The sequence below is a fragment of the Pseudomonas sp. AM14(2022) genome (assembly GCF_036346455.1).
In the GTDB taxonomy this organism is placed as follows: Bacteria; Pseudomonadota; Gammaproteobacteria; order Pseudomonadales; family Pseudomonadaceae; genus Aquipseudomonas; species Aquipseudomonas putida_A.
The window spans coordinates 84,292-109,576 of the sequence record NZ_JAOTNY010000005.1 but is presented as its reverse complement, the minus strand read 5'-3'; the positions used below and the strand labels follow the sequence as shown (position 1 = coordinate 109,576).

At 60.7% G+C, this 25,285-nt stretch carries 24 protein-coding genes; 6 read left to right on the top strand and 18 right to left on the bottom strand.

What is annotated here, in order from left to right; all coding sequences use genetic code 11:
- The first annotated feature begins 24 nt into the window (after positions 1-24).
- From V3W27_RS12400 to V3W27_RS12385, 4 genes are all read left to right on the top strand, one after another.
- A complete protein-coding gene (locus V3W27_RS12400; RefSeq protein WP_083367342.1) occupies positions 25-834 on the top strand; it encodes a MetQ/NlpA family ABC transporter substrate-binding protein in 810 nt (269 codons plus the stop codon).
- A gap of 2 nt (positions 835-836) precedes the next feature.
- Positions 837-1,958, top strand: coding sequence for a methionine ABC transporter ATP-binding protein (locus V3W27_RS12395; RefSeq protein ID WP_330206714.1), 1,122 nt, complete (start codon positions 837-839; stop codon positions 1,956-1,958).
- The gene (locus V3W27_RS12390; RefSeq protein ID WP_027611182.1) at positions 1,948-2,592 is read left to right on the top strand and encodes a methionine ABC transporter permease; all 645 of its coding nucleotides are present in this window, start codon (positions 1,948-1,950) and stop codon (positions 2,590-2,592) included. The genes V3W27_RS12395 and V3W27_RS12390 overlap by 11 nt, the downstream gene beginning before the upstream one ends.
- A gap of 158 nt (positions 2,593-2,750) precedes the next feature.
- Positions 2,751-3,380, top strand: a complete 630-nt coding sequence (locus V3W27_RS12385; protein WP_330206713.1) for a class I SAM-dependent methyltransferase — start codon at positions 2,751-2,753, stop codon at positions 3,378-3,380.
- Between the two features lie 102 nt (positions 3,381-3,482).
- On the opposite strand, the gene V3W27_RS12380 is transcribed toward V3W27_RS12385, so the two are convergent.
- From V3W27_RS12380 to V3W27_RS12370, 3 genes are read right to left on the bottom strand one after another with little or no spacing between them, the layout of a single operon-like run.
- Positions 3,483-6,536: an efflux RND transporter permease subunit gene (locus tag V3W27_RS12380; protein ID WP_330206712.1), complete on the bottom strand. Its 3,054-nt coding sequence runs from the start codon at positions 6,534-6,536 to the stop codon at positions 3,483-3,485.
- On the bottom strand, positions 6,533-7,597 hold the full coding sequence (locus tag V3W27_RS12375; protein WP_098966644.1) for an efflux RND transporter periplasmic adaptor subunit: 1,065 nt from the start codon (positions 7,595-7,597) through the stop codon (positions 6,533-6,535). The genes V3W27_RS12380 and V3W27_RS12375 overlap by 4 nt, the downstream gene beginning before the upstream one ends.
- A complete protein-coding gene (locus V3W27_RS12370) occupies positions 7,594-8,697 on the bottom strand; it encodes an efflux RND transporter periplasmic adaptor subunit (protein ID WP_096797448.1) in 1,104 nt (367 codons plus the stop codon). Before V3W27_RS12370 ends, V3W27_RS12375 begins: the two co-directional genes overlap by 4 nt.
- 202 nt (positions 8,698-8,899) lie before the next feature.
- Here V3W27_RS12370 and V3W27_RS12365 point away from each other — a divergent pair, with 202 nt between their 5' ends.
- The gene (locus V3W27_RS12365; protein WP_330206711.1) at positions 8,900-10,096 is read left to right on the top strand and encodes an AAA family ATPase; all 1,197 of its coding nucleotides are present in this window, start codon (positions 8,900-8,902) and stop codon (positions 10,094-10,096) included.
- A 120-nt stretch (positions 10,097-10,216) separates the two neighbouring features.
- Here the strand turns inward: V3W27_RS12365 and V3W27_RS12360 are convergent, their stop codons facing one another.
- The 15 genes from V3W27_RS12360 to V3W27_RS12290 all read right to left on the bottom strand — a co-directional run bounded on the left by V3W27_RS12360 (position 10,217) and on the right by V3W27_RS12290 (position 23,982).
- Positions 10,217-11,098, bottom strand: a complete 882-nt coding sequence (locus V3W27_RS12360) for a transporter substrate-binding domain-containing protein (RefSeq protein WP_330206710.1) — start codon at positions 11,096-11,098, stop codon at positions 10,217-10,219.
- A complete protein-coding gene (locus tag V3W27_RS12355; protein ID WP_183784539.1) occupies positions 11,095-11,877 on the bottom strand; it encodes an amino acid ABC transporter ATP-binding protein in 783 nt (260 codons plus the stop codon). The genes V3W27_RS12360 and V3W27_RS12355 overlap by 4 nt, the downstream gene beginning before the upstream one ends.
- On the bottom strand, positions 11,874-12,533 hold the full coding sequence (locus V3W27_RS12350) for an amino acid ABC transporter permease (protein WP_330206709.1): 660 nt from the start codon (positions 12,531-12,533) through the stop codon (positions 11,874-11,876). The genes V3W27_RS12355 and V3W27_RS12350 overlap by 4 nt, the downstream gene beginning before the upstream one ends.
- Positions 12,514-13,179, bottom strand: a complete 666-nt coding sequence (locus V3W27_RS12345; protein ID WP_330206708.1) for an amino acid ABC transporter permease — start codon at positions 13,177-13,179, stop codon at positions 12,514-12,516. The genes V3W27_RS12350 and V3W27_RS12345 overlap by 20 nt, the downstream gene beginning before the upstream one ends.
- A 598-nt stretch (positions 13,180-13,777) precedes the next feature.
- Positions 13,778-14,575 (bottom strand): MetQ/NlpA family ABC transporter substrate-binding protein, encoded by a 798-nt coding sequence (locus V3W27_RS12340; RefSeq protein WP_027611172.1) that lies wholly within the window; start codon positions 14,573-14,575, stop codon positions 13,778-13,780.
- 167 nt (positions 14,576-14,742) lie between these two features.
- Positions 14,743-15,675: a sigma 54-interacting transcriptional regulator gene (locus V3W27_RS12335; RefSeq protein WP_096797445.1), complete on the bottom strand. Its 933-nt coding sequence runs from the start codon at positions 15,673-15,675 to the stop codon at positions 14,743-14,745.
- A 56-nt stretch (positions 15,676-15,731) separates the two neighbouring features.
- Positions 15,732-16,313: an alpha/beta hydrolase gene (locus tag V3W27_RS12330; RefSeq protein ID WP_003220572.1), complete on the bottom strand. Its 582-nt coding sequence runs from the start codon at positions 16,311-16,313 to the stop codon at positions 15,732-15,734.
- A 290-nt stretch (positions 16,314-16,603) separates the two neighbouring features.
- Positions 16,604-17,005 (bottom strand): ExbD/TolR family protein, encoded by a 402-nt coding sequence (locus V3W27_RS12325; protein WP_096797443.1) that lies wholly within the window; start codon positions 17,003-17,005, stop codon positions 16,604-16,606.
- Between the two features lies 1 nt (position 17,006).
- Positions 17,007-17,732, bottom strand: a complete 726-nt coding sequence (locus tag V3W27_RS12320) for a MotA/TolQ/ExbB proton channel family protein (protein ID WP_027611170.1) — start codon at positions 17,730-17,732, stop codon at positions 17,007-17,009.
- Between the two features lie 44 nt (positions 17,733-17,776).
- On the bottom strand, positions 17,777-18,592 hold the full coding sequence (locus V3W27_RS12315) for an energy transducer TonB (protein ID WP_330206707.1): 816 nt from the start codon (positions 18,590-18,592) through the stop codon (positions 17,777-17,779).
- A 274-nt stretch (positions 18,593-18,866) separates the two neighbouring features.
- Entirely contained in the window at positions 18,867-19,202 is a 336-nt protein-coding gene (locus tag V3W27_RS12310; RefSeq protein WP_225137059.1) for a hypothetical protein, read from the bottom strand.
- A 50-nt stretch (positions 19,203-19,252) separates the two neighbouring features.
- The gene (locus tag V3W27_RS12305) at positions 19,253-19,576 is read right to left on the bottom strand and encodes a hypothetical protein (RefSeq protein WP_330206706.1); all 324 of its coding nucleotides are present in this window, start codon (positions 19,574-19,576) and stop codon (positions 19,253-19,255) included.
- Positions 19,577-19,738: 162 nt separating this feature from the next.
- A complete protein-coding gene (locus V3W27_RS12300) occupies positions 19,739-20,065 on the bottom strand; it encodes a hypothetical protein (RefSeq protein ID WP_096797777.1) in 327 nt (108 codons plus the stop codon).
- A 189-nt stretch (positions 20,066-20,254) separates the two neighbouring features.
- Positions 20,255-21,598 (bottom strand): aryl-sulfate sulfotransferase, encoded by a 1,344-nt coding sequence (locus V3W27_RS12295; RefSeq protein WP_330206705.1) that lies wholly within the window; start codon positions 21,596-21,598, stop codon positions 20,255-20,257.
- A 23-nt stretch (positions 21,599-21,621) separates the two neighbouring features.
- Entirely contained in the window at positions 21,622-23,982 is a 2,361-nt protein-coding gene (locus V3W27_RS12290) for a TonB-dependent receptor (protein WP_330206704.1), read from the bottom strand.
- A 165-nt stretch (positions 23,983-24,147) separates the two neighbouring features.
- On the opposite strand from V3W27_RS12290, the gene V3W27_RS12285 reads away from it, so the two are divergent.
- Positions 24,148-25,092, top strand: coding sequence for a LysR family transcriptional regulator (locus V3W27_RS12285; protein ID WP_183784531.1), 945 nt, complete (start codon positions 24,148-24,150; stop codon positions 25,090-25,092).
- Positions 25,093-25,285 lie beyond the last annotated feature (193 nt).

Here is a 25,285-nt window from a genome sequence, read left to right as displayed (position 1 = left end):
TATGCACTGACTGGAAAAACCACCATGACCCAGAAATTCCTGTCCCACCCAGTCAAAGCACTGGCCCTGGCCTTCGGCCTGTTCAGCTCGGCGGTGTTCGCCGCCGATGCACCCCTTAAAATCGGCACCACCGCCGCGTTCGCGATTCCGCTGGAAGCCGCCGTCGAAGAGGCCTCCAAACAAGGCCTGAAAGTCGAACTGGTGGAGTTCACCGACTGGATCGCACCGAACGTCAGCCTCGCCGCCGGCGACATAGACGTGAACTACTTCCAGCACATCCCGTTCCTCGAAAACGCCAAAGCCGCCTCCGGTTTTGACTTGGTGCCGTTCGCCCCGGGGATCATCAACAACGTCGGCCTCTATTCGAAAAAATACAAAAGTTTCGACGAGTTGCCGGAAGGTGCCAGCGTCGCCATCGCCAACGACCCGATCAACAGCGGTCGCGGTCTGCAACTGCTGGCCAAGGCTGGTCTGATCACCCTGAAACCGGGGGTCGGCTACAAGGCCACCGAAGACGACATCGTCGCCAACCCGAAGAAGATCAAGATCCTGCAAGTCGAAGCCGTGCAACTGGTGCGCGCCTACGATGACGCCGATCTGGTCCAGGGCTACCCGGCTTACATCCGTCTGGCGAAGACCTTCGACGCCGGCTCGGCGCTGCTATTCGACGGTCTCGACCACAAGGAATACGTGATCCAGTTCGTCATCCAGCCCAAGAGCAAAGACGACCCGCGCCTAATCAAATTCGTCGACATCTACCAGCACTCGCCGGCCGTTCGCGCCGCGCTGGATAAAGCTCACGGCAAGCTGTATCAGGCCGGTTGGGAAAGCTGAACATGACGGCCGCGATCCAACGGCGACTGGAGATTCCAGAGCCAAAAAATGCTGAAAAAACCGAACTGCATCCCGAGCTGAATCGCGCCCACGTGCGCTTCATCGGCCTGGGTAAAATCTACGAAGGTCGACAAGGCCCGGTGGCGGCCCTGCAAGGCATCGATCTGGCGATCCAGCGCGGCGAGGTGTTCGGCATCATCGGGCGCAGCGGCGCCGGCAAGTCGTCGCTGATCCGCACGATCAATCGTCTGGAACAACCGACTGCGGGGCGGGTGCTGATCGATCAGGTCGACATCGGCGAGTTCGACGAGGACCGTCTGGTCGCCCTGCGCCGGCGCATCGGCATGATCTTCCAGCACTTCAACCTGATGTCGGCCAAGACCGTGTGGCAGAACGTCGAACTGCCGCTGAAAGTCGCGGGCGTGCCGAAGGCGCAACGCGAGCAGAAGGTGCGTGAACTGCTCGAACTGGTCGGCCTGCAAGCCAAGCACAAGGCCTACCCGGCGCAGCTTTCCGGTGGGCAGAAACAGCGTGTCGGCATCGCCCGCGCATTGGTGCATGACCCGGACATTCTGCTGTGCGACGAAGCCACTTCGGCGCTCGATCCCGAGACCACTCAGTCGATCCTCGGCCTGCTGCGCGAGATCAATCAGCGCCTGGGCCTGACCATTGTGCTGATCACTCACGAAATGGCGGTGATCCGCGAAATCTGCGACCGCGTGGTGGTCCTGGAACACGGGCGGATCGTCGAGCAAGGCCCGGTCTGGGAAGTGTTTGGCAATCCGCAGCACGAGGTCAGCCAGACCTTGCTCGCGCCGCTGCAACACGCCTTGCCGGCAGAACTGCAGAATCGCCTGCATGCCCAGCCGCCCTCCTCCGAGGCGGCGGTGGTGCTGCGTTTACAGTTCACCGGCAGTGCCAGCGACGAGCCGGATCTGGCAGCGCTGTTCGCCGCCCTCGGCGGACGCGTGAAGTTGCTGCAGGGCGGCGTCGAACGGATTCAGGGGCATGCGCTGGGACAACTGTTGCTGGCGGTCAGCGGCTCGGCCCTGAGCGCCGAACAATTGCGTGAGCGCGCCGGGCAGTGGGCGCAACGAGTGGAGGTATCGGGTTATGTGGTTTGATCGTTTGCTGCAGGGATTCATCGACACCTTCCTGATGGTCGGCGTGTCGTCGCTGATCGCGTTGCTGGTGGGGATCCCGATGGCGGTGATTCTGGTCACCAGCGACAAGGGCGGGATCTATCAGGCGCCGCTGCTCAACCGGGCGCTGGGCGCGTTCGTCAACCTGTTCCGCTCGATCCCGTTTCTGATTCTGATGGTCGCGCTGATTCCATTTACCCGACTGATTGTCGGCACCACGTACGGTGTGTGGGCGGCGGTGGTGCCGCTGACCATCGCCGCGACGCCGTTCTTTGCGCGGATTGCCGAAGTGAGTCTGCGTGAGGTCGATCACGGCTTGATCGAGGCGGCGCAGGCCATGGGCTGCCGACGCTGGCACATCGTCTGGCATGTGCTGTTGCCTGAAGCGCTGCCGGGGATCGTCGGCGGGTTCACGATTACGCTGGTGACCATGATCAACTCGTCAGCCATGGCCGGGGCGATTGGTGCCGGCGGTTTGGGCGATATCGCTTACCGCTACGGATATCAACGTTTCGACAGCCAGATCATGCTGACGGTGATTGTGTTGCTGGTGGCGTTGGTGGCGGTGATTCAGTTGGGTGGAGATCGTCTGGCGCGGGGCCTGAACAAGCGTTAAGGCATGCCGCGCCTCTGAAACCGCTATCGCGAGCAGGCTCACTCCTACAGGGGAACGCATTTCAAATGTAGGAGTGAGCCTGCTCGCGATGGGCTGCGCAGCGGCCCCGCTGGTTGGCGTATATTCGGCAAATCCCAACTGCCGCGCAGCCCTCGACCATGAAGCAAACGCCCTCCGATCTGGAACAGATCACCGCCACCACCCTCGGCCACTACAACGCGGTGGCCGAAGACTTCCGCGAAGGCACCCGCGATCACGATGTCAGCCAGAACATCGACGCGCTGCTACGGCACATCCACGGCACTGCGCCGTTCAAGATTCTCGATTTCGGCTGCGGCCCGGGGCGCGACTTGCAGGCGTTTACCCGCCTGGGCCATGTCGCGGTCGGTCTCGATGGCGCGGAAAAATTTGCGCAGATGGCCCGCGAAGACAGTGGCTGTGAAGTGTGGTGTCAGGACTTTCTGAAACTCGATCTGCCAGCTGAGCGCTTCGACGGGATCTTCGCCAATGCGGTGCTGTTTCATGTGCCGTTGCAGGAATTGCCGCGAGTGCTCAAGCAGTTGCATGGCACGCTGAAACCGGGCGGGGTGTTGTTCAGTTCCAATCCGCGCGGGGATAACCGTGAGGGCTGGAATGGGCCACGCTACGGCTCATATCACGACCTGGACGCGTGGCGCGGGTTGCTCACGGCAGCGGGGTTTGTCGAGCTGGAGCATTACTACCGGCCGGCGGGATTGCCGCGCGAGCAACAGCCTTGGCTGGCCAGCGTCTGGCGTAAATCTGCGTAGTCAGTTCTGACGCCTTCGCGAGCAAGCCCGCTCCCACAGTTGGAATGCGTACCCCCTGTGGGAGCGGGCTTGCTCGCGAATAGAGTGCGTAGCGCTCGCTCTTTAGCGGGTCTCTTTCTGCGGCTCGCGAATCTTGTACCAGGCCACATACAGCGCCGGCAAAAACAGCAGGGTCAGCAACGTCGCCACCACGATCCCGCCAATCATCGCGTAGGCCATCGGCCCCCAGAACACTTCCCGGGCAATCGGAATCATGCCCATGCTCGCCGCCGCCGCGGTCAGCAGGATTGGTCGGCGGCGGTGCTCAGTCGCTTCCACCACTGCATCCCACGGCGCGGAGCCGTTGCGCTCGAACTCATCGATCTGCGTCACCAGAATCACCGAGTTGCGAATGATGATGCCGATCAGCGCCAGAATCCCGAGGATCGCCACGAAGCCCATCGGCGTACCGGTCGGCACCAGCGCCAGCACCACGCCGATCAGCCCCAGCGGCGCGACACTGGCCACCAGGAACATCTTCTGCACGCTGTGCAGCTGGATCATCAGGAAGGTCGCCATCAGGAACAGCATCAACGGCAAGACCTTGGCGATCGGCCCTTGGGCTTTGCCGCTTTCCTCGACCGTACCGCCGGTGGCGACTTTGTAGCCGACCGGCAGTTTTTCAGCGAAGGCATCGATCGACGGCTTGAGCAGTTTCACCAGATCGGTCGGCTGGATCTCGTCACGCACCGAAGCCTTGATGGTGATGGTCGGCAAGCGGTCGCGACGCCACACCAGCGGCTGCTCGAGCTCATACCGCACGGTGGCGAAGGCCAGCAGCGGAATCGACGTGCCGTTGGGTGTGACGATCTGCAGGTTCTGCAGGGTTTCCGGCGTGCCGCGTTCCGAGTTCACCGCCCGGCCGACCACGTTGATCAGGTAGATGTCGTCGTTAACCTGGGTCAGCGGCGCACCACTGACGATGCTGTTCATCAACTTCGCCACATCTTCCGACGACAGCCCGAGCTGACGCGCCTTGTCCTGGGCGATGTCGATGCGCAGGACTTTGCCCGGCTCGTTCCAGTCGTAAATGATCTCGCCGATGTGTTCGTTCTTGTCCAGCTCGGTCGCCAGATCGATGGCGTGCTTGCGCACCTGATCGATGTCCTTGCCGCTGACCCGATACTGAATCGGACGTCCCACCGGCGGGCCCATTTCCAGCGCCTGCACGTAACTGCCGATGCCGACGAAGTCTTTGTGCAAACGCTCGCGCAGGCGTTGGCTCAGCGCCTCACGGGCCTCGAAATCCTTGCTGACGATCACCAGTTGCGCGTAGTACGGGTTCTGCAATTGCTGGTCGAGCGGCAGGTAGAAACGGATCGCACCCTGACCGATGTAGGTGCTCCAGCGCACGATGTCCGGATCGCCCTTGAGCGTGGCTTCGAGCTTGTCCACTGCCTTGCGGGTTTCGTCGATCGAGGCGTTTTGCGGCAGGTTCAGGTCGACGAGAATTTCCGGGCGATCCGACGACGGGAAGAACTGGTTCTGCACAAAGCGCATGCAGAACACCGCCAGCACAAACAGCAGCACGGTGATGCCGATCGCCCACCAGCGGTTGCGCATGCACCACAGCAAACCACCGTTGAACGCCCGACCGATGCGGCCCGGCTCGGCTTCATGGGGTTTCACGTTGGTGCTGAGGATGTGCACGCCGATCACCGGCGCAAAGAACACCGCCACCACCCACGACACCAGCATCGCCACCGCGATCACCGCAAACAGGGTGAAGGTGTACTCGCCGGCGGAGCTGGCGTTGAGGCCGATGGGCACGAAACCGGCGACGGTCACCAGCGTACCGGTGAGCATCGGGAATGCGGTCGAGGTGTAGGCGAACGTCGCCGCCTGCTCCTTGGTCTCACCCATTTCCAGGCGCGTGACCATCATCTCCACGGTGATCATCGCATCGTCCACCAGCAGGCCGAGGGCGATGATCAGCGCCCCGAGGGAAATCCGCTGCATGGTGATGCCGCTGTATTCCATGAACACGAAGACCATCGCCAGCACCAGCGGAATCGAGCACGCCACCACCAGCCCGGCGCGCACGCCGAGGCTGATGAAGCTGACCACCAGCACGATCACCACCGCTTCGAACAGCGCACTGGTGAAACCGCCGACCGCCTCTTCCACCACCACGGCCTGATCGGACACCGTATGGACGCCGACGCCAACCGGCAAATCAGCGGTGATCTGGTCGATCCGCTGGTGCAGCGCCTTGCCGAATTCCTGGACGTTACCGCCCTTCTGCATGGCAATCGCCAGACCGATTGCCGGCTTGCCGTCGAAACGGAATTCCGGGGTGGCCGGGTCAACGTAACCGCGACTGATGTCGGCGACGTCTGCCAGGCGATAGAAGCGGTCATTGAGTTTGAGATTGACCTCGGCCAGATCCTTCTCCGAAGCGAACTGCCCCGAGGTGCGCACCGAAATGCGCTCCGGGCCGGCTTCGATCACCCCCGCCGGGGTCACGGCGTTCTGCGATTGCAGGCTCTGCACCACCTGACGCTGGTCGATGCCCAGCGCGGCGAGTTTGCGGGTGGAGAAGTTCAGGTAAATCACTTCGTCCTGCTGGCCGATCATTTCGATCTTGCCCAGCCCCGGGACGTTGCGGATCTCGGCGCGGGCCTGCTCCACGTAATCGCGCAACTGGCGCATGGTCAGGCCGTCGGCGGTAAACGCGTAGACCGAACCGTACACATCGCCAAACTCGTCGTTGAACCCGGGGCCTTGAATGCCCTGGGGAAACTGGCCGCGAATGTCATCGATCTTCTTGCGCACCTGGTACCAGATCTCTGGAATGTCCTTGGCGCTGGTGGTGTCGCGCAGGTACACGTAAACCGTTGATTCGCCCGGGCGCGTGTAGCTTTTCACGTAGTCGAGGGAGTCGAGCTCCTCGAGTTTTTTCTCGATGCGGTCGGTGACCTGCTTGAGGGTTTCCTCCTGGGTCGCGCCCGGCCATTTGGTCTGGATGACCATGGTCTTGATGGTGAACGAGGGGTCTTCTTCGCGGCCCAGATTGAAGTACGAAAACACCCCCATCAGCAGCGCGACGAACATCAGGTACCAGACAAACGACTGATGCTTGAGGGCCCATTCGGAGAGATTGAAAGAGCCTTTCATTGACTGTCCTCGTCGAGTTTCACGGCTTGTCCGGGTTTGAGACTGTTAACGCCTGCGGTGACCACCTGCTCGCCGGACTTGACCCCGCCGGCCAGCACCACCGTGCCGTCGGTGCGGCTGATCACGCTGACGTCACGGGGCGCGACGGTTTTGCTTTGGGTGTCGATCACCCAGATGCGGGTCTTGCCGTCGGCTTCCTGCAGGGCGGTGGCAGGCAATTCGATGCGCGGCTTGATCGCCGAACTGAGGGTCACGCTGATCGCCGTGCCGAGGCGGAAACCGTCTGGCGTGTTGGCCAGGGTCAGCCGCGCGCGGCGGGTGCGCGTGGCGCTTTGGGCCTGCGGTTCGATTTCGCGAATGGTTGCGGTGGTGTTGATGCTCGGGTCGAGTTGCCCGGCCACCAGAAACACCACGTCGGAAGGAATCTCGTCGACCAGCGTGTCCGGCAGATCGATCACCGCTTCCTTGATGTCCGGTTGCGCCAGGGTCACCACTTGCTGACCTGCTGTCACCACTTGACCGGCCTCGGCATTCCACGCGGTGACCACGGCTTTGTGGTCGGCGCGCAATTCGGTGTAAGCGAGTTGATCCTGGCTCTGGTTGACCGCCGCCCGCGCCTGATCGAGCGAGGCCTGGGTGGTTTTCAGGTCGGTGGTGGCGATGTCCAGTTGCGCCTGCGCGCCAACCCCGCGATCGAACAGCGCCTGCTGCCGACGGGCATTGGCCTGGGCGTTGATCAGTTGCGCCTGGACCTTGGCCAGGTCGCCTTGGGCCGAACGCAACTGGTTCTGCTGATCGGACGGATCGAGGGTCGCCAGCAGCGTACCCTTTTGCACCTCGGCGCCGACATCGACGTTGCGACTGGCAATGCGCCCGCCGACGCGGAACCCGGTGTTGCTCTCGTAACGCGCCTGAATGCTGCCGGCGAAACGCCCGAGGGTTTCCTCGTTCAGCGCCTGTACCTTGATCGACAATACCGGCCGAACCGGCTCCGGCGGTGGCTCGCTTTTCGAGCAGGCGGCCAGCAGCACACCAATGGACAACAGCCCCAGACGCTTCATGGCTGCGCTCCCGGTTGCAGACCTTCGTAGGTGTTTTCGGCGATTTCGACTTTCATGCCCGGGTGCAGCAGTTGCCCACCCGCGACAATCACTTTCTCACCGCCCTTGAGGCCGTCGCTGATGATGACCTTGCCGATCAGGTAGCGGCTGACGGTGACGTTGTGCAGTTGCGCTTCACCCTTGTCGTCGACCATCCACACCGCCGGATCGCTGATGTTTTTGGTCAGCGCCGACCATGGCAATTCCACCGCCGACTTGCCGCTGCCCTTGGCCGTGGCGCTGACCACCGAGCCGAGCTGCATGCCCTGTGGCAGGCTGTCGAGGGTGACCTTGACTTGCACCGTGCCGGACTGCGCCGACACCGCCGGGGTGATTTCACGCACCGTGCCGGTGGTCTTGATGTTGGGGTTGTCGAGCAGGCTGACGACAATCGAACGCTCCGCCGGGCGCTCAGCCAGCAACGACTCATAAACGTTGAACACCGCGTCACGATCGCCATCGCGGGCCAGTTTGAAAATCGGCGCGGTGGCCTGGACCACCTGGCCGACTTCGGCCTGGCGCTCGGTAATGATGCCGGGGGCGTCAGCGACCAGCGAGGTGTAACTGAGTTGATCCTTGGCATTGGCCAGTTGCGCCTGCGCCGCGCTCAGGGCGCTCTGGCTGCTGCGCAACGCGGCTTGTGCGGAATCGAATTCGCTCTGGCTGGTGTAGCCCTTGGGCAGCAGCTTCTGCTGACGCACGAACGCCGCCGCACTCTGCTTGACCCGCGCCTGTTCGGCGATGACCTGGGCTTGTGCGGAATCGACGTTGGTCTGCAAATCCTTGGGATCGAGCTTGGCCAGTACCTGTTTGGCGCTGACCCGGTCGCCGACATCGACCATGCGCTGAATGATCTTGCCACCGACCCGGAACGACAGTTCGGTCTGCACCCGCGCCTGCACGTCACCGGTGAGAGTCACGGCAGCGGCATAGTCCGCCGGTTTGACCTCTTGCACAAAGACCCGTGGCAGGTACTCCGCCGGGGCTTCTTTCTTGCCGCAAGCGGTCAGCAACGTGAGCAGGCTCAGCACGACAACTGTTTTCAATCCGGGACTCGCCATGCAGACTCCTTCCTGTGTACGAACGTGCAAGTGACGATACGACTGTGAGCTTAGAACAGGGTTCAACGTTCGCCTGCGTGATCTCTATATTTCCCCTGTAGGAGCTGCCGCAGGCTGCGATCTTTTGACTTTACAAAAGCAAGATCAAAAGATCGCAGCCTTCGGCAGCTCCTACAATGGTCGCCTCAAGAGAAGGATTTTCATGCTCAAGACCCTCGCGGTGGCCAATTACCGCTCGATCAACAAACTGGTGATTCCGCTGGGCCGGCTGAACCTGATCACCGGCCCCAACGGCAGCGGCAAGTCCAATCTCTATCGGGCCTTGCGCCTGCTGGCGGAGACCGCCCAGGGTGGCGTGGTCAATGCGCTGGCCCGCGAGGGCGGGCTGGATTCGACGTTCTGGGCCGGGCCGGAAACCCTCAGCCGGCGCATGCGCAACGGCGAAGTGGCGATCGAGCCGACGGTGCGTCAGGGCGTCAAACGTCTGCGCCTGGGGTTTGCCGGCGAGGATTTCAGCTATTCGATCAGCCTCGGATTGCCCGACTCCAACGGACATTTCATGCTGCCGGGGGACACTCATCCCAGCCCCTCGCGCTTCAGTCTCGATCCGCAGATCAAGCGCGAATGCATCTGGGCCGGGCCGCTCTATCGCCCGGCCAGCCTGCTGGTGGATCGCAACGGCCCGATGATTCGCGCCCGCGAAGGCCGCAGTTGGGACGTGCTGGCGCAGCACACACCGAATTTCGACAGCCTGTTCGATCAGATCGGCAGTCTGCGCAGTTCGCCGGAAGTGTTCCAGATGCGCGAGTTCATTCGCCGCTGGCGCTTCTACGATCACTTTCGCAGCGACGCCGACGCCCCGGTGCGCCAACCGCAACTGGGTACGCGCACGCCGGTGCTGCACCACGACGGCCGCGACCTCGCCGCAGCCCTGCAGACCATCAATGAAATCGGCGACCCCGAGGCGTTGCAGGCGGCGATCAGCGACGCGTTTCCCGGCGCAAGACTGAACATCGCACCGCTGGCCGGCGGACGCTTTGCCATCGAGTTCTTTCAGGAGGGGTTGCTGCGGCCATTGTCGGCGGCGGAATTGTCGGACGGCACGCTGCGTTATCTGTTGCTGATCGCCGCGCTGTTGACGCCACGCCCGCCGTCATTGATGGTGCTGAACGAACCGGAAACCAGTCTGCACCCGGATCTGTTGCCGGCGCTGGCGCGCTTGATCATTCGCGCGTCGCAGGCATGTCAGGTGTGGGTGGTGTCGCATGCGCGGCGGTTGATTTCGGCGTTGCAGGAAGATCCCGAATGCAACTGCATCGTGCTGGAGAAGACGCTGGGGCAGACCGGAATTGTTGGCCAGCGGGTGCTCGATGAGCCGGCATGGAACTGGCCGGATTGAGCGGCACCTGAGCGAGCCCTTTCGCGAGCAAGCTCGCTCCCACAGTTGGAATGCGTACCCCTGTGGGAGCGGGCTTGCTCGCGAAGAGGACCTTCAGGTCAGCGCAGATTTAACGGCCAATCACCCCTGCCACTTGCCACCCTCGACAATCACACTCTCAGGCTGGGTGTCATCGCTCAGTTCTTTACGCACATATTGGTCGTACAGCTTGAGCAGATACTTCTCCTCACCCAACTTGGCCAGCTCGGTATTCACCCAGTCACGCAGCTCGACGTTGCCCTTCTTCACCGCCGGGGCAATCGGTGCTTCGGCGCCGAGTTTTTCGTCCAGCACGCGGTAGCCCGGGTTCTGCTTGGCCCAGCTGAACAGCACCAGATTGTCCTGCGCGTAGGCATCGCCGCGCCCGTTGGCCAGGGCTTGCAGCGACTCGGAGTTTTTCTCGAACTTCAGCAGTTTCCAGTCCGGATGATTCTTGGTCAGCCAGATGTCTGCAGTCGTGCCGGTGGTGACGATGGTGGTGCGGGTCGCCAGGTCATCGAGTTTTTTCACCGAGCTGCCTTGCGGTACCAGTGCCTGCACCGCGACCTTGAGATTCGGGTTGGTGAATTCCACCGCTTCCTTGCGCTCCGGGGTCACGGTCATGTTGGCGAGGATCAGGTCGACCTTGTCGCTCTGCAGGAACGGAATGCGGCTCGCCGGTTCCACGGCCACGAACTCGACCTTGTTCTCGTCGCCCAGCAGATCCTTGGCGAAACGCCGACCGATATCGGTGTCGAAGCCGACGTAGCGCCCGGCTTCATCGACGAAACCGAACGGCGGCTTGTCGGTGAATACGCCGACGATCAGTTTGTCGCGGGCCTTGATCTTGTCCAGGTAACCGGCTGGCGCGGTGCTTTCGCTGGCGACTTTCAGCTTGGCCGGTTCTTCGGATTTGTTGCAGCCGGCGAGCAGCGCGAGCCCCAGCAGCGGCAGTAAAAACAGGGATGACTTGGCAATTTTCATAGCGGTTCCAGTTCCTTTGTCGGATTCGTTTCAGGCAGTGTTGCAACGAAGGAGAACTTCTCCAGAAACTGCTGCGCGCGTGCGGTTTGCGGGTTCGTAAAGAAAATCTCGGGCGGGTTCTGTTCAAGGATGCGTCCGGCATCCATGAACACGATGCGGTCGGCCACCGCGCGGGCGAAGGCCATTTCGTGGGTGACGATCAGCAGGGTCATGCCCTCGCGGGCCAGGCCCTGAATCACTTGCAGCACTTCCTTGACCATCTCTGGATCAAGCGCGGCAGTGACTTCATCAAAGAGCATGACCCGCGGGTTCATGCACAACGAGCGGACGATGGCGATGCGTTGCTGCTGGCCGCCGGAGAGCTGGCGTGGAAACGCATCGCGCTTGTCCGCCAGGCCCACCCGTTCGAGCAAGGCTTCGGCTTGCTGCTGCGCTTCACGGCGCTGGCGCTTTTGCACCTTGAGCGGGCCGAGCAGCAAATTGTCGAGCACGCTCATGTGCGGGAACAGGTGATAACTCTGGAACACCATGCCGATCTGCTGACGCACTTCGCGCCAGTCGGTGGCCTTGTCCAGCAGCTCGCGGCCGACAAACTTCAGGCTGCCGCTGTGGGCTTCTTCCAGACCATTGAGGCAACGCAGCAGCGTGCTTTTGCCACAACCGCTGGGGCCGAGGATGACGATCACTTCGCCGCTGCGCACTTGCAGGTCGATGCCCTTGAGCACCTGCTGCTCGCCGTAGAATTTGTTGAAACCCTGAAACTCGACCAATGCGCTCATGCTTGCGTCCAGCGCCGCTCCAGCACGCGCGAAGCGGCCGACAGCGGGTAGCAGATGAAAAAGAAAAACAGAAACAGCGCGCCGTAGATCAGCACCGATTCGTAAGTGCGCTCGATGATCTGCTGGCCGACCTTGATCACATCGACCACGCCAATCAGCACCGCCAGCGAGCTGGTCTTGATGATTCGCGTGTAGACGTTGATGGTCGGCGGCGTCATGCGTTTCAGCGCCTGCGGCAGCAGCACGTAGCCGTACAGTTGCGCCGCGTTCAGGCCGATCGACAGCCCTGCTTCACGCTGCCCGCGCGGCAAAGAATGCAACGCACCGCGCGCCACTTCGCCGACCTCGCTGGCGCCCCACAGCGACAGCACCAGCACCGCGCACCAGAAGCTCGGCAGACTCAGTCCGAAGAAAATCGGCAAGCCGAAAAACAGCAGGTACAGCCAGACCAGCACCGGAATCGCCCGGAACAGTTCCAGATAAACCCGCAGAATGACGTTCAGCCACGCCACATTGAGCGTGCGCAATACGCCGTAGAGCACCCCGCCAATGGTGCTGATGGCGATGCTCAGAAACGAGATCGACAGGGTTTGCCCAGCGCCTTTTGCCAATTGCGGCAACGACACCCAGAGCAGTTCAAGACCCGAACTGGCCATGCTGGAGCCTCCTTTCCAAACGACTGAGCAACAGCGACAGCGGCAAGAACAGCAGCACGCAGATCAGCGTCAGCACGGCGAGCATTTCGTAGGTTTTGTAGTAGAGCGCGATGTAGCTCTTGGTGGTGTAGAGGATTTCCGGCACGGCCACTGCCGAGACCACGGTGGTTTCCTTGAGCAGGAAAATGAAATTGGCGAACAGCGACGGCAAGCTGAGAATCCCCGCTTGCGGCAGGATTACGTAGCGCAGCAACTGGCCGTGGGACAGGCCGATGGAACGCCCCGATTCGAGCTGCGCCTGCGGCACCGCGTCGACGCCAGCGCGCAGCACTTCAGTGAGGTAGGCGCCACCGAGAAACGTCATGGTGATGATTGCCGCGGTGAATCCGGAAACCTGGATGCCGATGGCCGGCAAGGCGAAGTAGACGAAGAACAGTTGAATCAGCAGCGGCGTGTTGCGCGCCAGTTCCACATAAAGGCCCACCAGTTTTTGCAGGTACGGTGTGCGGAACACCAGGAACGTTGCATTGAGCAGCGCCACCAGCAGCGACGTGCCGATGGCGATGAACCCGACTTGCAGCGTCACGCCCACAGCCTTGAGAAAGGCCGGCAGGGTACTGAGGATAAAGGCGTAATCGAAAGTCATGAAGCATCCTGGACGTCGCTCGGTAAGCGACGGTCATGCAGTCCATGGACAGCGGGTAACTGTCCGGCAGGCGTTGACTTTATAGGTATAAAAACAAGAATTTAAATACCGTTAAAGCATATTGATATCACGCAAAAAACTATCCTGTGGGTTTGCCGGGAAGGAATAAGAAGGCTATTTTCCCTTGCGCTGTAGGAAGGATCTTTTTTGCACGAAAGCCCTCCAAGGACGAACAGCTTTTGGCCAGACTCCCCCGGCCAAACCATTACAAGGAAGACAACATGGACGTAAAAGTGCCGCAGCGACTGGATCCGCAGGACATCGTGAAATTGCTCGTGGCGTTGCGCCGGGCGTTGAAGGCTCAAGTGGCCTGCACCCGATCTGGCTTTTGATATTTTGTGGCTAGGAGCTTGCTCCCGCTCGGCTGCGCAGCAGTTGCAAACCGGGCACGCCATTGGGAGTCCTTCGGCCTCCAGCGGGAGCAAGCTCCCTCGCCACAGGAATGTCGATCCCATAAATCGAGCACGCACAAAAACGCCGATGACCATCACTGGCCATCGGCGTTTTCATACCTTGAAGGGGTGGTTCAAGCGTCGGATCAGAACGCCGGCAATACCGCGCCGTTGTACTTCTTCTCGATGAACGCTTTGACTTCCGGGCTGGTCAGGGCAGCGGCGAGTTTCTTGATGGCGTCGCTGTTCTTGTTGTCCTCACGGGCTACCAGGAAGTTCACGTAAGGCGAGTCAGCGCCTTCGATCACCAGCGCATCCTTGGTCGGGTTCAGCTTGGCTTCCAGCGCGTAGTTGGTGTTGATCATGTCCAGATCAACTTCCTTCAGGACGCGTGGCAGCAGGGCCGATTCCAGTTCCTTGAACTTGAAGTTGTGCGGGTTCTTGGCGATGTCTTTCGGGGTCGCCAGGGCGTTTTTCGGATCTTTCAGCTCGATCAGGCCAGCCTTCTGCAGCAGGATCAGTGCGCGGCCGCTGTTGCTGCCTTCGTTCGGGATGGCGATGGTCGCGCCGTCTGGCAGATCAGCCAGTTTCTTGTACTTGCTCGAGTAGCCACCGAACGGTTCAACGTGGACACCTTGCACGGTCACCAGGTACTTGGACTTGTCGTCCTTGTATTTGCCGGCGTTGAAGCTGTCCAGGTAAGGCTTGGTCTGGAAGTAGTTGGCATCCAGACGCTTCTCGCCTACCTGCACGTTTGGCTGCACATAGTCGGTGAAGACCTTGATTTCCAGATCCACGCCTTCTTTGGCCAGGGTCGGTTTGATCAGCTCGAGAATTTCCGCGTGCGGCACCGGAGTCGCCGCCACCACCAGTTTCTCGCCAGCCTGGGCCAGGGAAGCAGTCAGAGCAGCCGCCAATGCGGTAAACAACAGAACCTTTTTCATGCAGTGTCCTTATCGAGAATCACGGTCGCGAATGGCGACGGCTATTAATACGAGTGCCAGTGAAGTGCTATCCCCGGCGTGAAGCGGACAATACCGGGATTTTTTATTCCCGCACAATAACGTTTATTCACTTTGATATTCCATTTCGTTCATACAGAACCGAACGGCTACAACTGCTGGCTCAAACCAATCAGCAGATCTTTCAAAGCCTTACGTTCGTCAACGCTACCGCCAATATTGATTTGTGCTACCAGTCGTTCGATCTGAAGCTGCGGCCCAGACACTTCGGGCAGGTTCAGGTGCTCCGGCAGGATTTCATCGCCGGTGCTGACCAGCAGCGCAAAGTGAATGACGTTTTCCAGCTCACGGGTGTTGCCCGGCCAACTGTGGCGCTCCAGCAGGTGCTGCGCCGCTTCGCTGATCAACGGCACCGGCAGATCAAGGCGCTGGCTGTAGATACCGAGGAAATATTCCGCCAGCGACAGGATGTCGCCAATCCGCTCGCGCAGGGCCGGCAATTCCAGCTGACCTTCGCTAAGGTAGTGGTAAAGCCGTTCGTGGAATTTTCCGGCGTCCACCGCTTGCGCCAGATCAATGCTGGTTGCCGCCACCAGCCGCACATCCACCGGGCTTGGCTGATGTGCGCCGACGCGGGTGACTTCGTGGTTTTCCAGGGCGGCGAGCAGTTTGATCTGGATCGGCAACGGCAGATCGCCGATTTCGTCCAGATACAAGGTGCCGCCATTGGCCGAACCGAACCATCCGGCGCGACTGCTCGCCGAACCGGTGTAACTGCCGGCGGCATAACCGAACAGCTCGGCATCGGCGTAAGTAGGACTGATCGCGCCGCAATTGACCGAGACGAACAGACCGCTGCGATCACTGGCTCGGTGAATGTGACGGGCGAGCAACTCTTTACCGGTGCCGGTCTCGCCGCGAATAAGCACCGAGATGGCACGCGGCGCCAGGTGTTCCAGCTCTTCGCGCAACTTGCGGGAGCGGGGATCGACGAACACCAGCGCCTTGGCGCGAATGCTCAGGGGACTTTTTTCCGCATCGGGAAAGGTCAGCAACGGCTGACCGAACGTTTCGAAACTCATGGCAGACTCCCGCCCAGAACCGCCGGCAGACGGGGGCGTTCAGAAAAGAAAAAGGTTCAAGCGCGACGCCGGGCGTGGTGTTCCATACGGTTTTGCAGGCGATACAGATAAGCGAAACCCTGCTCCCAACGCTGATGCCCGGACTTGACGTTGATGTGCCCCGCCCCGGCAAGAATTCCCGCCTCGGCGCCCCAGTTGCGCGCCAGCTCCAGGGCACGCGGGGCGCTGACGGCGGCGTCGTTGTCGGAACTGACCACCTGACTGGGGAACGGCAGCAAGTCGGTGGGGATCGGGGCGAAATTGCGCAGTGCAGGCGCGCAGGCCGGACGCTCGACATCCGCCGGCGCCACCAGCAACGCACCGCGCACCTGACGCAGGTATTGCACAGGCGCGGTAGCCGCCCAATGTGCAACGGTGATGCAACCCAGGCTGTGAGCAATCAGGATCACCGGCGTGCTGTCGGCAGCAATCGCTTCGGCCAGCGCCGCGACCCAGTCTTCACGGCGCGGCGTCAGCCAGTCGGCCTGCTCCACGCGTGCGCTGTTGGGCAGACTGTTCTGCCAGTGGGTTTGCCAATGATCTTCTGGCGATCCTTGCCAGCCCGGCACAATCAGGTAGCGGATTGATTCGTTGCGCATGGGGAGCTCTCCTGCGTCGTGTCTGTTCCTGATCGAGTATAGGGACGGGATTTATATTCGTTAAGGAATAAGAAGCTATTTATTAAGACTCGAAAAGAATATTAAATGCAAACCTGTGGGAGCGGGCTTGCTCGCGAAAGCATCAGCTGCATCGACATAGATGTTGGCTGAGCCACCGCATTCGCGAGCAAGCCCGCTCCCACAATAGGTCGGTGGGGTGGCTGGTTTTGCGGAATAAAAAAAGGGCCGCACCCTGCCAAGGAGACGGCCCCGGAAAAACGTAAATCCTGTTACCGCGCGGTGATCACCGACAATTTGGTAATCCCCGCCCGCTCGATCGAAGCCATGGCCCGCGCCACTTCGCCGTAGTTCACCCCGTCGTCGGCCTGCAATTGCACGCGCACTTCCGGGTCCTTGGCCTTGGCCGACTTGAGGTTGAATTCCAGCAAGTCCGGCTGGATTTCATCCTTGTTGATAAACAGTTTGCCGGTGCCGTCGATGCTCACCACCAGCGGGTCTTTCTGCTCGACCGGCGCCACCGCTTCGGTCTTCGGCAGGTTGATCGGGATCGCATTGGTCAGCAGCGGCGCGGTGACGATAAACACCACCAGCAGCACCAGCATCACGTCCACCAGCGGTGTCACGTTGATCTCGCTCAGCACCTCGTCGCTGTCTTGTGTGGAGAAGGCCATGTCAGGACGCCTCCTTCACTTTTGTCGCGTTGCCCGGTGCCGCGACCTTGTGCGCCGTCGGGTGGATCAGCACGCGAAACGAGCTCTTTTGCGCCAGGCTGTAGAAGTCGTGGGCGAAGTCATCCAGGTCCGCCGCCGTCAGTTTCAGACGACGCAAAAAGTAGTTGTAAACCAGCACCGCCGGTACCGCGACGGCGATCCCCACACCGGTGGCGACCAGTGCCGCGCCAATCGGACCGGCGACGGTTTCCAGGCTCGCCGAGCCTGCCGCGCTGATGCCTTTCAACGCCTCCATGATTCCCCACACCGTGCCGAACAGGCCGATGAACGGCGAGGTGCTGCCAATACTCGCGACCACCGCCAGACCGGTTTCCAGCGAACGCCGTTCGCGGACGATCTGCTGACGCAGGGCACGCTCCAACCGATCCTGATGGTTGATCGCCTGGCTCAGGTCATTGGCCTGCGGCGCCTCACCCACCTGAATCGCCGCGTAACCGGCCTGTGCCACCCGGGCCGCAGCGCCAGGTTGGGTTTCGCTCAACTCAGCGGCGGAATCCAGACTCGACGCTGCCCAGAAGCGTTTATGAAACTTGCGATCCTGCGCCTTCAGACGACCGAACTGCACAGCCTTGAGCAGCGCCAGTCCCCAGGTGGCAACGGAAAAAACCACCAGCAGCCAGATCACCGCGCTTTCGATGGATTCCAGTGGAGAGGCCAGTAACGTCATGATGTATTCCCTCGTGTAAACATTTAGCGCGAATAGGTTTCGGTTTAATGAATCTTGAAATCGATGGGCACGCTGACCCAGCCGTCCTGGGCGACATCACCCTGCTTGGCCGGCACGAAGCTCCACTGCTTGACGGCATTGAGTGCCGCATCGTCGAGCTGTTGCCGACCACTGCTTTTCTGAATCTGGATCTCGCCCGGTTTGCCATTGGCCAACACGTGCACCCTTAACATCACCGTGCCTTCCCAACCGCGACGCTGGGCCAGCGACGGATATTCCGGCGCCGGATTCTTCAAATACGCGGCGTTGGCCGAAGCCGGCGTCACGGGCGCCGGGGCCGGTGGTGCAGGTGGCGCCGGGGCGGCAACCGGAGCTGCCGGTTGTGGCGGCGCGGGTGGTTGTTCAACAGCTTTCGGTGCTGGTTTCGGAACCGGTTTGGCCACCGGTTTCGGCTTGGGCTTGGGAATCGGTTTGGGCGGCGGCGGCTTTACGGCCAACTCGTCTTCAACCGGTGGTGGTGGCTCCACGACCGGTGCCGGTGGCGGCGGTTCGACCACCGGCGGCGCGGGTGGCGCCGGCCGCGAAAACTCGATGGTCATCGGCGGAATTTCCGGCGGCACGATTGGCAACGCCGGCGTCGGATGCTGGTTGATCCAATAGATCACCGCGCCGTGCACCAGCAGCGCCAGCACGCCGAGCAGAATGGTTTCACGGCGGCTCAGAATGCCCTTGGGCGCACGCTGCAAACGCAGTTGCCCCAGCGGCACACGATGCGGCCGGCCGAGATCGACCAATTCGCCACTCGCCGTCTGACGCCACAGCAATTCCTGTGCGCTGGCGGCGGTCTGGACATTGCCCATTGATTCACTCCCTGCGGTCTCTTTGCGAAGTACCCGACCGGTCGCCGCAAACATCCCCCGGGCGACCGGTCGTTGGGTGAATCATTGGAGCAATCGCTTATCTCCGAAAGTAACTTTTATCGATGTGTTTAGATTTTTTACGAATATCAGTTTTCGCAGATTGTCGCGAAGCCACGGCCTGCAAGGCCTGGCGCCGAGGGCTGAATTTACAATGCTTTTCAAGCATGAAAAATATTCGGCGAAGGCATGCGAAACCCGCTCATTTCGCGCTTCTTCAGCGGTTTTGCCGGATAAATTCCAGGCCATTCAACCCGGTGTTGCCCATCATGTCCGCCGCGCTGCCCATTGCCCGCAAGCGTGTGTAGGCCTGATCGGGCGAGAACATCACCCAGGCTTGCGCGGTGCCATCGGCCGTCAGCGTATTGAAAGAGATAGCGACCGGGCCTGTTGAAAAGCCATGCCTGAAATGAAAATTGCCAAATGCGATCGGGTAATCGGTGCCGGACACGGACAACGTGCCGGTGAAACTGCCGGTGCGGTCATCGCCCTCGGTCAGGGTCAAGGTTGTATCTGAAGGTTCATGACGATAAACGCCATTGATCGTGGACATGTGCAGCATCCTTGCTTGTGTTTGAGAAGAAATCTGGCGCTGGCTGCGCCTCATGCGTGGCGAACGAAGTCGCCCGGCAGGCTGCTGACCACGCCGTCATAAGTAACGCGCACGCAGTGCCCCTGCAGTTCATGAGTGCCGCGACTTGGCGAGAACAGGGTCAGGGCGAAATAACCGTGATCCTGGTTATTGGCAATCAGCGTGACCACAGTTGGCGGCTGGTAGCCTTTGAGACTGGCATAACGGCCACTGACAATGCCGTAGTTGATGCCTTGGTGATGCAACGTGCCGCCGAAGACCCCGGTGCGGTCATCGGAATCGACAATGGTCAGAGAGGGCCCATCGAGGGTGTTGGAATAAAGCGCGTTTTGCATGTAAGCGTCCTGCTCGAATGATTGAGTTCACCTCGAGCTTAGAATCAGACGCCAGCAAACGCTGTCATCCATAGGAAGCGCAACCAACATGAAAATGACTTATTTCATGTAAGAAAAAAGCCGCCAGGCTCAATAGCATGACGGCTTTTTTGTGACACAAAATTACTGTTTAACAAACTCTCCAGCCAGACTAACAACATCACCATCAAAGTTGGTGCGCGAACCCGCCGCACGAACTTTCGAATAGGTGTGATCCGGCGAGAACAGCGCCCAGGATTGATAACCCGTGCCGTCATTCAGAGCCGCGAAGGTGATGATCGTAGGCTGCCCGGTGCTGTTCTGGAAATGGTAATGCCCGTAAGCGATGTCGTAGTTCACGCCGTTCTGGTTCAACTTGCCGCTGAAGGTGCCGTTGGAGTCGTTGCCATCGGTAATCGTCAGTTTGGCGCCAGCGTTAGCGTTTACATAAGTTCCATTAATGCTCGACATAACGTGATTTCCTTTATCGTTGGATAAGTGTCTTCCGATGAGAGCAAGTTCCCTCCTGGAAACTCACGACACTCAGGATGGTTGGCCATTCACTTATTGTCCACGCGACTTTTCAACGAAATTGCAATAAGCACTATTCATCTCGCACATAACTTATCGCGATTCACTCGAGCATTAATTCCATTTCAACTAACGACTGGCACTGGTCTGCTGCACTGCCGATATCGGGGCAATCACGGCGGTCTCGGAGCGCGGCGTACCCTTCGGCACCCAGTCGTAACTCACGGGCAACGCCCGATAGACCCAGTTGCTGATCGCGTCGCTGCCCGGTGCTTTACCCAGATAAGGACTGACGTATTCCCAGACGTTTTCGCCGCCGGCCGTGACCTGGAAAAAGCGCCCGTTCATGCCTTCGTCGATCAGCGTATTGCCGTTGGGCAAACGTCGCGCGCTGCTGATGAACGAGCTATAGAACGCCCACCCCGGCTGCTTCGAATTCGCCGCGCTGTACTGCCAGACGATTTCATTTTTCTGCGGGTCGATTTCCAGCACTCGCGAGCCGGAAATAAGCCCGAGGGTGACGTTCGGATACCCCGCCGAACCCTGGTTGTCGAACACCAGCAGGTTGCCCGCACCGGGCAGCCCGGCAGGGATGATGTGCGCGTCGTGCTGGCCGACAAATTGATCCACCGGACGCGGCAGTTTCTGTGCGGTTTTCGGGTTGATCAGCGGCAGGTTCGGGCCGAGGCGCCAGACCACTTTGCCGCTGTGTTTGTCGATGATCGCGATGAAGTTGGCGTTGCGTGAATCGAGCAACAGGTTATCTGGATTGAAGCGCTTGTCCCCGGCATCGAACCACTTGTTCGGCCCGACCACGCTGAGGTTGTTGATGTGCAGGTAATCCGGGTTGTCGCTGGCGCGCACCAGCTTCAGTTGCTCCTGGGTGAAGCCGAATTCGTTGAGGTGTTCCGAGGCCAGCCACTGCCATTTCACCTGCCCGTCGGGGCTGACTTCGTAGATCGCATCGTCGATCACCTCGGGCACTTTGAAGCCTTTGACCTTGTGCACCTTGTTCGCCAGCACCACGGTGTTGCCGTTGCTCAGGCGCCGCTGATCATGGTGTTGCTGCGCTGCGCCGCCGGGCGCCTTGTCGCCCCACTGCCAGACCACTTTGCCGTTCCAGTCCAGCTCGCCGACGCTCTGATTGCCCAGGCCGTTACCGGCGGAGCCGAGCTTGCCCGGATCCTTGTCGCTCAGTTGCAACAGCACATGCCCGCGCTCGCCGCCGACCAGTTGCGGGTCGATGATCGCCGACGGAAACCCCGCCTGCGGCCAGGTTTTCACCTCGTTGCCGTTCATGTCGATCAGGTGCGTCTGCTTGTCGGCACCACTGAAGATCACGTACTGATTGAACGCCTTGTCCGGGTCGTAACGGGTGACGCCGGTCGGGTACACGCTGGGTGCGGCGAACACCGTGGTACTCAACGCTGCGCCGGATAACAACAGCGCTAAAGCGGTTTTGCCTGGCAACATGATGCAGCTCCTTGAATGACAGATCAGAAGTCGTAGCGACCGGTAACGCCAAGGGTGCGCGGCGTACCGAGCAGGCCTTCATAACCGCCGTTGCCGCCGGTCCACAGGGTCGTGTAGTAGGTCTTGTCGAAGGCGTTTTTCAGCCACAGCGAAACGTCCCACTGGCCCTGATTGAAATCGCCGCGCAGACCGGTGGACAGGTTGACCACCGCGTAGCTCGGGATCTGCCCGTAATCGGAATCCTCGACCGTGCCCACCGCTTTGGAGCGGAACGCGTAACTGCCGGTGACGTAGGGTTGCAGACCGTTGGCCAGATTCCATTCGTATTTGCCGTTGGCGTTGCCGATCCATTTCGACGCGCCGACCACCTGGTGGCCGCTGAGGTCGCAAGAGGCCGGTGCGCCCGGTGCCTGGCTGACTTCCGGCGGGCACGGTGCATCTTTGTACGAGAGGTAGCTGACGTCGTTGTACGAGCCGTTGAAGTTCAGGGTCAGGCCGCGCAACGGGATCACCGTGCTTTCAAATTCGACGCCGCGCGAGCGCACCGAGCCGGCGTTGGTCAGGTATTGCACGCGGTTGACGTCGTCGTAGGCGTTGGTCTGATAGGCGTTGACCTGAGTCCAGAAAACGTTGGCGTTGAGCTGCAGACGCCGGTCCCACAAGGTGCTTTTGAAACCGAGTTCGGCGTTGTTGGCGCGCTCGGTGCCAATCAGCAGCGAGTCGGCGCCGGCGGTTGGCGCCGAACCCACCGCAAGGTTCACCCCACCGGATTTTTCGCCGTGGGACAGCGTGGCATAGCCGAGCAGATCATCGGTGAAGCGATAGCTGAGGTTGAGCAACCCAGAGGGGCTGGAACTGTACTGATTGAGATCGCCGGAATCGTAGGTGCCAGTGCGTCCGCGGCGTGCCGTGGCCGCTGCGCCGGTGACAGTGGCGCCACCGACCGGCGCATCGCGAGTGACCCAGGCGTTCTTCTCTTCATAGGTGCCGCGCACCCCGGCGGTGAAGTCCAGGCGCTCAGTGAGGTGCCAGGTGCCTTGGGCGAACAGCGCGAAACTGTCGGTCTTGATGTGGCCGTTGCCGACGCTGCCGACGTTGGCCAGCGCACCGCGTGGCGTGCCGTTCCAGATGTCGGCTTGCGGGCCGTAATAGGCGAAGGATTTGTTGTCCAGATCCGAGCCGAAGTAGTACGCGCCCACCACGTAATCGAAGAACTCGCCCTTGGGCGAGGCCAGGCGGAATTCCTGCGAGTACTGTTTGTCTTCGACCGAAACCCCGGCATTGTAGGTCGCCGCAACGTTGAGACCGTCGTCGTTGGCCGGAGTGAAATTCCAGAAGCGATAGGAGCTGATCGAGGTCAGGGTGAAATCGCTCGGCAGCGTCCAGTTGGCCTCCACCGATGTGCCGCCCTGATGCACGGTGACGTGCTGGTCGTTGTCCAGATTGACCTTGCGGTGCGAGCCGTTGACCAGCGTCGCGCCGGCGGCATTGGCCCGCGATTGGTAGAGGTTGACGCCGTTGATGGTCGGTCCGGTGTTGTACAGCACGCGCGTGCCGGCGCTGGAGTCCTCTTCGTTGTAATCGCCGATCCAGCGCAGATTGAAATCTTCGTTGGGCTTGAACAGCAATTGCGCACGGAAGCCATCGCGCGAGCCTCCGTTCAGCTCATGGCCGTTGTATTCGTTCTTGATATCGCCGTCGCTGCGGGTGCGATAGGCCGAAAAGCGCCCGGCCAGTTCATCGTTGATCGGCCCGGAAATGGTGCCCTTGGTCTGGAAGTAGCCGTCCTCGCCGAACGAGGTTTCGATGCTGCGCTCAGGGGTGAACGTCGGTGCGCGTGTGCTGATGTTGATCACCCCTGCGGTGGTGTTCTTGCCGAACAGCGTGCCCTGCGGCCCGCGCAGGACTTCGAGCTGTTCGATGTCCATCAGGTCGAACACCGCCATCCCCGGACGACCCAGATACACGTTATCGATGTACAGACCGACGCTGCCTTCCAGGCCGTCGCTCGCCGGGTTGTTGCCCAGACCACGAATCGACACGCTGGACTGGCGCGCGTGCATGTAGGCGACGTTGACGCTCGGCACCAGTTGCTGCAAATCCTGAATCCGGTAGACCCGCTGCGTCTCCAGATTCTGCCCGCTGACCACGCTCATCGGCGTCGGCACGTCTTGCGAACTTTCTTCGCGCCGGCGCGTGGTGACGGTCACGGTTTCCAGCTGCGAGCTGTTGGCCGCCGGTTTGCCGGCCGGCGCCGGTGGCGGTGCTTCGGCCTCGGCGGCGTAGCTGTGAGTCCAGCTGGCGCTCCCCGCCAGCAACAGGGCCAGAGGCAGGCGTTTGAGCCGTCGTGGCGTTAAGGGTGACGCAAGGTTCAACGGACTCATGGCGCGGCTCCTGGTCAAAAAACACACAGACATCTTCAGTACTGCATATTCTTTTCAGTTATTTATTTATGGATTTACAAATATTTACTGCATAAGAGATTGCCTTTATAAGGAGTCGACCTAATGCATATCCAATGCATTTCCCGGATATTTTTTATGTGAAAAATGCATATCGACTTGCGCCAACTTCGACACTTCATCGCCCTCGCCGAACAACGCAGCTTCGTCGCCGGCGCGCAGGCGGTGAACCTGTCGCAGTCGGCGTTCAGCCGCAGCATTCAGGCGCTGGAACACAGCGTCGGCTGTCAGTTGGTCGATCGCGGGCGCAAGGATCTGCCGCCGACCAAGCAGGGTCAGGTGCTGCTCGAACATGCACGGCGACTGGTCAGCGGCGCGCAGCAGATGGCCAACGAGATCAGTCAGTTCAATGGTCTGGAGGCGGGCGAGTTGCGCTTCGGTTGCGGCCCGGCGCCGGCGGCCGGATTGATCCCGCGCGCGATCGGCGCGTTCATCGGGCGCTACCCGAAAGCGCGGGTGCAATTTCAGGTCGATGACTGGCAGAGCCTGAGCAAACGCCTGCTCAGTGAGGAGTTCGAGTTCTTCGTCGCCGACACTCGACACTTCGAGGCCGATCCGGATTACCTGACGTACCGCTTGCGGCCGCGCAAATGGCATTTCTGTTGCCGTGCCGGGCATCCGTTAGCGGCATTTGAACGGGTTTCGGCCGAGCAATTGATGAGCTATCCACTGGCAGTGAGCATTCGTCCGCCGAACTTGCGCAAGGTCATCGTCGACCTCAGCGGCCGCCCGGATTTCACGCCGAATGTGGAATGCGAAAACAGCTCGAGCCTGCTCAGCGTGGTGCTGCGTTCGGATGCGATCGGCATTGTCGGGGCGTATTCAGATGCGCTGCATCAGGCCAAGGGTGAGCTGGTGTGTGTGCGGATCGAGGGTCTGGCGGATGATCTGGAAGAGCTGTACACCCGCTACGGGATTGTCAGTCGCGCGGGGTATCGCTTGTCGCCGTTGGCCGAGGCGATGATTGAGCAGATCAAGGCGATTGATGCGGTGGATGAGGAGGTGTGTTCGCTGGAGAATTTTGCCGTCTGACAGCACGCCTTCGCGAGCAGGCTCGCTCCCACAGAGTTAGCGTCGATCACAAATTCTGCGCTCACCACAATCCACTGTGGGAGCGAGCCTGCTCGCGAAGAGGCCGTTACAGGCGCCAATGCAATCCCCGCATAAAACCCATTCCCCAAATGCACTTGCCGAACACCCCCGCCGAAAGCGAAAACCCTCGCCT